The sequence below is a fragment of the Ferrovibrio sp. genome (assembly GCF_029255545.1).
GTDB lineage: Bacteria > Pseudomonadota > Alphaproteobacteria > Ferrovibrionales > Ferrovibrionaceae > Ferrovibrio.
Map to the genome: position 1 here is coordinate 1 of NZ_JANLJJ010000007.1, position 7,790 is coordinate 7,790.

General features: G+C 66.7%; 9 protein-coding genes. 4 read left to right on the forward strand and 5 right to left on the reverse strand.

The window, feature by feature from the left end; translation table 11 throughout:
* From Q1J79_RS00270 to Q1J79_RS00290, 5 genes are all read right to left on the reverse strand, one after another.
* On the reverse strand, positions 1-902 hold a 902-nt coding region (locus Q1J79_RS00270), incomplete at its 3' end, for a ParB/RepB/Spo0J family partition protein (RefSeq protein ID WP_300295125.1).
* A gap of 112 nt (positions 903-1,014) precedes the next feature.
* Positions 1,015-1,797 (reverse strand): ParA family protein, encoded by a 783-nt coding sequence (locus Q1J79_RS00275; protein WP_300295140.1) that lies wholly within the window; start codon positions 1,795-1,797, stop codon positions 1,015-1,017.
* Positions 1,798-1,841: 44 nt separating this feature from the next.
* Positions 1,842-2,498 (reverse strand): 16S rRNA (guanine(527)-N(7))-methyltransferase RsmG, encoded by a 657-nt coding sequence (rsmG, locus tag Q1J79_RS00280; RefSeq protein ID WP_300295127.1) that lies wholly within the window; start codon positions 2,496-2,498, stop codon positions 1,842-1,844.
* A gap of 176 nt (positions 2,499-2,674) precedes the next feature.
* Positions 2,675-4,585 carry a tRNA uridine-5-carboxymethylaminomethyl(34) synthesis enzyme MnmG gene (gene mnmG, locus Q1J79_RS00285; protein WP_300295129.1) on the reverse strand — a complete coding sequence of 637 codons (1,911 nt, stop codon included), beginning with the start codon at positions 4,583-4,585 and terminating at the stop codon, positions 2,675-2,677.
* Between the two features lie 221 nt (positions 4,586-4,806).
* Entirely contained in the window at positions 4,807-5,223 is a 417-nt protein-coding gene (locus tag Q1J79_RS00290) for a DUF4149 domain-containing protein (RefSeq protein WP_300295131.1), read from the reverse strand.
* 114 nt (positions 5,224-5,337) lie between these two features.
* On the opposite strand from Q1J79_RS00290, the gene Q1J79_RS00295 reads away from it, so the two are divergent.
* From Q1J79_RS00295 to Q1J79_RS00310, 4 genes are all read left to right on the forward strand, one after another.
* Positions 5,338-6,132: an MOSC domain-containing protein gene (locus tag Q1J79_RS00295; protein WP_300295133.1), complete on the forward strand. Its 795-nt coding sequence runs from the start codon at positions 5,338-5,340 to the stop codon at positions 6,130-6,132.
* 14 nt (positions 6,133-6,146) lie between these two features.
* Positions 6,147-6,929 carry an alpha/beta hydrolase gene (locus Q1J79_RS00300; RefSeq protein WP_300295135.1) on the forward strand — a complete coding sequence of 261 codons (783 nt, stop codon included), beginning with the start codon at positions 6,147-6,149 and terminating at the stop codon, positions 6,927-6,929.
* 83 nt (positions 6,930-7,012) lie between these two features.
* On the forward strand, positions 7,013-7,267 hold the full coding sequence (locus tag Q1J79_RS00305) for a hypothetical protein (protein WP_300295137.1): 255 nt from the start codon (positions 7,013-7,015) through the stop codon (positions 7,265-7,267).
* Between the two features lie 158 nt (positions 7,268-7,425).
* Positions 7,426-7,790 (forward strand): hypothetical protein (locus tag Q1J79_RS00310; protein WP_300295139.1); only part of this gene is annotated, 365 nt, incomplete at its 3' end.

Sequence of the window (7,790 nt, forward strand, 5' to 3'; positions counted from 1 at the left end):
TCGTCGAGCTGTTCCAGCTTCTGGTAATGCAGGATCAGGCGGCCGGCTTCCGGGTTGCCCGGCTCACCTTCCACTTCCACCCTCAGCCCCAGCGCCGCCGCCAGGCCACGCTCAAACGCCAGCGTGTCGGCATCCTTTTTCACGGCGGCATCGCCGGCGGGTTTCTTCGCCGCCGCCGATGGCGGGCGGCCGACCTTCCTGCCGCTCGGGCCGGTGGCGACGATCTTGCCGACCGCGACCAGCTTTTCCACTTCGCGCACGGAGAGGCTGCCCTCGATGATGCGCTGGGCCAGCTGCTCGGCCAGCGGATGGCCGATCAGCGGCCGGGCCTGGCCGGCCGACAGCCTGCCCTCGGTGATCATCTGCACGACGGATTTCGGCAGCTGCAGCAGGCGCAGGATATTGGCGACATGGCTGCGGCTCTTGCCGATCACCTGGGCGATCTGCTCGGCCGAGTAGCCGAATTCGTCGGTGAGCTTCAGAAACGCGCCAGCCTCTTCGACGGCGTTCAGGTCCTCGCGCTGCAAATTCTCGATCAGGCCAATCTCAAGCGCGTCGCGGTCGGAAATCTCCTTCACCACGGCGGGCAGGGTATGCAGCTTGGCGATCTGGGCGGCGCGCCAGCGGCGCTCGCCGGCGATGATCTCGAACGCGCCGGCCTGCGCCGACTTGCGCACCAGCAGGGGCTGGAGCACGCCTTTCTCCCTGATCGACTGGGCCAGCTCGTCGAGCTGCTCGCGCGGGAAGGTCTTGCGCGGCTGATAGGGATTGGGCTTCAGCTGCTCGATGGGAATCTCGCGCAGGCCACGCGGCGCGGCCGTGGCCTCGCCATCCTTGGCCGTCTCGCCCATCAGGGCGGCAAGGCCGCGACCTAAGCCGCGGCGTTTCGGATCGTCGATCATACTCAGTCCTTCACAAGCTCTGGTGCAGTACCCTCACCCTCCCACCGCTTCGCGGCGGGCCCCTCCCTCTCCCGCGTGCGGGAGAGGGTCGGGGTGAGGGCCTTGCATTTTATTACGCCGCCGACCGCAGGGCCTGCTCGCGTTTGATCACTTCGCGCGCCAGCGCCATGTAAGCCGTGCTGCCCGGGGCGCGGTGATCGTAGATCAGCGCCGGCACGCCATGGCTGGGCGCCTCCGAGATGCGCACATTGCGCGGAATCACCGTCTCGTAGACCTTCTCGCCGAGGAAGCCGCGCACGTCGGCGGCGACCTGCTCCGAGAGATTGTTGCGCTTGTCGAACATGGTCAGCACCACGCCCTGCACATCCAGCGTCGGGTTCAGCGTGCCGCGAATGCGCTCGACCGTGCGCAGCAGCTGGCCCAGGCCTTCCAGCGCAAAGAACTCGCATTGCAGCGGCACCAGCACGGCATCGGCCGCCACCATGGCATTCACGGTGAGCAGGGTGAGCGAGGGCGGGCAGTCGATCAGCACATGGTCGAAACCGCCCACGCGGCCCTCGATGGCATCCTTCAGGCGATGCTGGCGGCGATCGAGATCCATCATCTCCAGCTCGGCGCCGGCCAGCTCCACATTGGCCGGCACGATCATCAGGTTGGGGACTTTCGTCGGCCGGATCACCTCGTCCAGCTCGGCGGCACCCATCAGCAATTCATAAGTGCCGGGCTCACGCTCTTCATGGGTGAGGCCAAGGCCGGTCGAGGCATTACCCTGCGGATCGGAGTCGATCAGCAGCACACGTTCGCCCACGGCGGCAAGCGCAGTGGCGAGGTTGATCGCCGTGGTGGTCTTGCCCACGCCGCCCTTCTGGTTGGCCACCGCCAGCACGCGGCCCATGCGCAAGTCAGGACTGCCGGCCTTGTGTTCCTGTTCTGTACTGGTCACGCGGCTTCGAGCCCCCTCATCCGCACAATGCGTGCCTGCGCCTCGGTCTGGCTCGGCAGCAGGTCTAGCGTCTGAATTGTCCAATATCGCCGGGCCTCGGTCAATTCATCCCCGGCCTGCCGGCCCTTGGGGAACAGATAAACCGTGTCGGGCCCGGCCAGGCGATGGGCCAGCGGGATCAGCTCCTTGAGCGCGGCCAGGGCGCGGGCCGAGATCACCTGCGGCGCGCCGCCCATGGCTTCATGCAGGGCGGCCGGCTCCACCGCCTCGATGCGTTTCATGTGAACGGTGACATGGGCGCCGAGGCCCATGGCCCGCGCCGCCTCGCGCAGGAAGGTGGCCTTGCGCTGGTCGCTTTCCACCAGATGCATGGTTTCGACGCCTAAAGCCGCGATCACCAGACCGGGGAAACCACCACCCGAGCCGAGGTCGAGCCAGCGTGTGGTTCCTTCGGGCGCCAGCGGCAGGAGCTGGGCGGAATCGAGGACATGCCGCTGCCAGAGCTGGGGCAGGGTGTTGGGCGCCACCAGGTTGATGGCCTTCTGCCACTTGGCGACCAGCGCGGCATAGATGGCCAGGCGCTCAAGCGCCTGGTCGCTGCAGCCGGTGGCTGTCTGGAACTCCTGCGGGGTCATGGCCGGGTTATGGCGCATGGCGTGGGTATTGTCATGCTTTCATGCCCCCTTCCTTCATGCTCGGGCTTGGCCCGAGCATCCACGACTTTTTAAAAGGAACTCGTGGATGGCCGGGTCAAGCCCGGCCATGACGATGAAATGGGCTGGTGTTTCCCGTGAAAACCCAGGCGACTGGAAAAAATGCCGGAAAGCCGCTATTCTGCGGCCTCAATCCCCTGCCGGCGGGCCTTTTTGACGTAACCCAGCAGGGCCGAAAGCGCCGCCGGGGTGACGCCGGAGATCCGCGCGGCCTGGCCCAGGGTGCCGGGCCGGTGCTGCTTCAGCTTGATCCGCACTTCATTCGACAACCCGCCGATGGCGTCGTAATCCAGCCCCTCGGGCAGGATCAGGCCCTCATCCTTGCGGAAAGCGAGGATATCGGCCTCCTGCCGCTCCATGTAGCCGGCATAACGCCCGTCAATCTCCAGCTGCTCGACCACGTCGGGGCGCAGGCCATGCAGTTCGGGCCAGATTTCGGCCAGGCGGGCCAATGTCATGTCGGGATAGCCCAGCAGGGTGGCAGCCGAGCGGACCTGGCCGTCCTGGTTCACGTTCAGGCCGCGTTTGACCAGCTCGGGTGGGGTGAGTTTCAGCTCCCGGACCAGCTTACGCGCCTCGGCGAGGGCGTTTTCCTTGGTTTTCCAGGCTGTTTCACGTGAAACTCCCACGCAGCCGACGCCCAGGCCCAGCGGGGTGAGGCGCTGGTCGGCATTGTCGGCACGCAGGGACAGGCGGTATTCCGCCCGGCTGGTGAACATGCGGTAGGGTTCGCGGGTGCCCAGGCTGACCAGATCGTCGACCAGCACGCCGATATAGGCGTCCGCCCGGTCGAGGACAAAGGTTTTCCCCTCCCCGTCCCCGCCATTGGCCCTGCCTGCGCCCAGATTTCCGGCCGAAAGCGCCGCGTTCAGGCCGGCAATCAGCCCCTGGGCGGCGGCTTCCTCGTAACCCGTGGTGCCGTTGATCTGGCCGGCCAGATACAGGCCGGGCTGCCGCCTGGTCTCCAGAGTGGGCTTCAGTTCACGTGGATCAACAAAATCATACTCGATGGCGTAGCCTGGCCGCAGCATGACGGCGTTTTCCAGGCCCGGGATGGTTTTCAGCAGCCCGGCCTGCACGTCACGCGGCAGCGAGGTCGAAATCCCGTTCGGATAGACGGTGTCGTCGTCCAGCCCCTCCGGCTCCAGGAAGATCTGGTGCCGGTCGCGCTGGCCAAAGCGCACCACCTTGTCCTCGATGGAGGGGCAGTAGCGCGGGCCGGTGCTTTCGATCTGGCCGGAATACATCGGCGCGCGATGCAGGTTGGCGCGGATCAGCGCATGGCCTGCCGGCGAGGTATAGGTCACGCCGCATTGAATCTGCGGCGTGGTGATGGCCTGGGTGAGGAAGCTGAACGGCACCGGCGGATCGTCGGCGCCCTGCATCTCCAAAGCGCCCCAGTCGATGGTTTTGCCATCCAGCCGCGGCGGCGTGCCAGTTTTCAGCCGACCCAGCGAAAAGCCGCATGTTTCAAGGGTTTTCGAGAGGCCAAGCGATGGCGCCTCGCCCACGCGGCCGGCCGGAATTTTCTCTTCGCCGATATGAATGAGGCCACGCAGGAAGGTGCCGGTGGTGAGGATCACCTTGGGCGCGGCGAAAAAACGGCCGTCCGCCGCCAGCACACCCTTCACCTCGCCATGCTCGATGCGGATGTCTTCCGCCGAGGCCGCATGGATGGTGAGATTGGCCTGCTCCTGCAGGATCGCCTGCATGGCCTGGCGATACAGCTTGCGATCCGCCTGGCTGCGCGGGCCGCGCACGGCAGGGCCCTTGGATTTGTTGAGCATGCGGAACTGGATGCCGGCGGCGTCGATCACCCGGCCCATCACGCCGTCCAGCGCGTCGATCTCGCGCACCAGATGGCCCTTGGCCAGGCCGCCGATGGCCGGGTTGCACGACATCTCGCCGATCGTCTCGAGCTTGTGGGTCAGCAGCAGGGTGCGGGCGCCCAGCCGCGCCGCGGCAGCAGCCGCCTCGCAGCCGGCATGGCCGCCGCCGATCACGATCACATCAAAAGAACCGCTCATGGCGCGGGGGTATAGGTCAGGCGGCCGGGGCCGTCAAAAGGAATCGCGGCGGGCCATCCAGGGACAAAACGGGCCACGGGGAAAAGGGGGGTGTTTCACGTGAAACACCCCGGAGGGAATACTGGAGGGAAATCGGCTGTTTCACGTGAAACACCCGACTACCCGTGAAATGTACCATTTCTGTTCTCAATGGTCAAGGGATTTTTTGCTTGAATGACCGATCAGAGAACGAAAGAGAACAAAAGCCCTGCCGCGCCAAGCATTTGCGCCATATTGATCAGCACGCTGACCCGGTGCAGGGCGCGGAACTTCGTGGTGGCCAAAGCCTCGCCCGCCTCCCTGCCCGGTCGCCAATGCTCGATGCGCGGCAGCAAGATCTGCCGCGAGACCAGCCCCAGCGCGGCGATGGCACCCAGCACGATGGCGCCACGTATATCCTGCGCCACCACAAAGGCCAGCAGGGCCAGCAGCGCCAGGGCAATCGTCACCGCGTAATAGAGCGGGAAGATCGCACGCATGAAGCCGGCCGCGGTGGCCGGCGGCAGGTTGGCGAATACCATCGGCGCAACGACGAAGGAGAAGAACAGCTTCACGCCGAGCAGCAGGGCGGTGGCATAGAGGGCGAGTAGATGCGACATGCGGCCTCGCAAAACATGAAGTGGCGATGACACGGAACAGTATCGCACCGAAGGTGACAATGTTGCGGCAATTCCGCCGTTGACCGCGGCATTGCAGTTTCGCATGGTCGCGCCATGACGACACAGCCCGCCACCCTGACCCGCATCCACCGTTTCCCCGTGAAGGGCCTGAGCCCGCAGCCGCTGGAACAGGCGGCGCTGACGCCCGACCAGCCGATCGCCGGCGACCGCCGCTTTGCGCTGGCCCATGGCGCCTCCGCCTTCGATCCGCAGAAGCCGGCCTTCCAGAAGAAGGCGCATTTCCTCACCTGGGTGCGCAATCCGAAACTGGCCTCCCTGCATTGCGCCTTTGATCCTTCGGGCACGAAGATCACCGTGGCCGATGCCGATCCGGAAACATCGGAAGGCCGGCTCGACGATGCCGACCTGACCACGGCGCAGGGCCGCGCCGCGCTGGAAACCCTGGTGCAGCAGGTGATGGGCGACGAGCAGACGCGCGGCAGCGTGCGCGTGGCCGAGGCGCCGGGCGCCTGGTTCGCCGACGTGCCGCAGCCCTATCTCTCGATCCAGAATGCGGCCAGCCTGCGCGACATCGGCGCGAAGATGGGCCTGAATGAGCCGCTCGACTGGCGCCGCCTGCGCGGCAACCTGCTGCTGGAGGGTTTTGATCCCTGGGTCGAGATGCACTGGATCGGCGCGCGGCTGCAGATCGGCACGGCGATCCTGGAAGTGGCCGAGATCATCGGCCGCTGCGGCGCGACGCATGTGAACCCCGATACCGCCGAGCAGGATCTCGATCTGCTGTCGGGCCTGCGCAACGCTTATGGCCACACGCAATGCGGCGTCTATGCCCGCGTGGTCGAGGGCGGCATCATCCGCCTGGGCGACAGCGTCGCGCGCATCTACTGATCCGGACGGCTGCGATGGGCCAGCGGCATTTCCTCACACGCGACGGCGTGAAGCTCTCCTACGTCGATTTCGGCGGCGAGGCCGCGCGCACGCTGCTGGCCCTGCATGGCCGCGCCGGCTGCGCCCGCAACTACGCGCCGCTTTCGCATGCGCTCAAACCCGACTGGCGCGTGGTCGGCATGGACCAGCGTGGCCATGGCTGGAGCGACCATGCCGACGACCGCAGCCGCGACGCCTTTATCGACGACGTCGCGGCATTGATCGAGCATCTCGGCTGCGGCCCGGTGATGCTGACCGGGCATTCCTTCGGCGGCGTGAATGCCTACCAGCTCGCCGCCCGCCGGCCCGAGCTGGTGCGTGGCCTGATCGTGGAGGATATCGGCTGCCGCTTTGGCCCCGCCGCTCCGGGCGAATCCTGGCCCCTGCGCTGGGACAGCCTGGATGCCCTGCTGGATCACATGCGCGGCTCGGATTTTGGGCTGGACCGCTATTTCCTCGACAGCCTGGTGGAATACGAGGATGGCTGGGGCTTCCGCTTTTCCGATGCCTGGCACGAGCCGGCCCGCGCCGCCCTGGTGGGCGACTGGAGCGACGACTGGGCGGCGATCGCCTGCCCCATCCTGCTGGTCCATGGCACCACCAGCCGCTTTGTCACCACCAACGAGATCCGCCGCATGGCGGCGCTGAATCCCCGCACGGAAACCGCCATTTTCGAAGGCGCCGGCCATACCCTGCATGACGAGCGGCCGGCCGAGTTCACGGCCAGGTTAAGCGATTTCATGCGCCGCCACGGCTGATGGCCGCGCGGTGGTCGGCTTGACGCCGGGATTCGACAGGCGCAAGGTCGCCCATGGCGCGCAACGCGCCGGGAGGATGACCGATGCGTGAGCGTGTGACCCGCCGCGGCCTGCTGCTGGGCTCAGCCGGATTGGCCGTCACCGGAGGCGCCGCCATCGCCCTGGCGCCGCAGGCTGCCCGGGCCTGCACCGCGCTGCATGAGGCCGCCACCGAGAAATACACGCGCTTCGCCCGCACCGCCGCGCTGGCCGGCTCCAACGTGATGAGCAGCCTGCGCGACATGGCCTGCCCCTGCTGCGGCGAGCCGGTCGTGCTGTTCGACAAGATCGCGCTCTGATCCGGAAGATTCTCCGCCCGCTGGCGCGCCTTTTGCGCCGCCACGGCTGACGTCGAATCCCTGAAAAGGCCGCAGCACCGCCCCCGCCGCGCCACATTCCGGGTGCCCCATGGCAGCATGATCCTTCCCCTTTGCAAGGCCCTGCCCGAGGTACGACCATGAACCAGCTTGCCGCATTGCTGCTGCTGGGCGTGCTGGGTAACGCTTCTTTGGGTGGCGGCGATATCGCCATCCCGGCCCAGGCCCAGACTACCCAGGCCCAGACTACCCAGGCCCAGAACACGGTCCAGGCGCCCTCCACCGAGGTGCCGGACCCGCCTCCTGTCGTCCAGCCCGCCATCGTGCCGCCGGGTGGGCCACCCGCCGGGTCGCTGTCGCTGTCGCAGATCATCGCCCAGATCGAAAGCCGGCCGGACTGCGCCTTCATCCGGGATATCGACTGGGTCGAAGGACGGTATGAAGTGGAATACCGCACCCGCGACGGCCGCGACCGCGTGCTGAAGATCGATCCGCGCACCGGCCG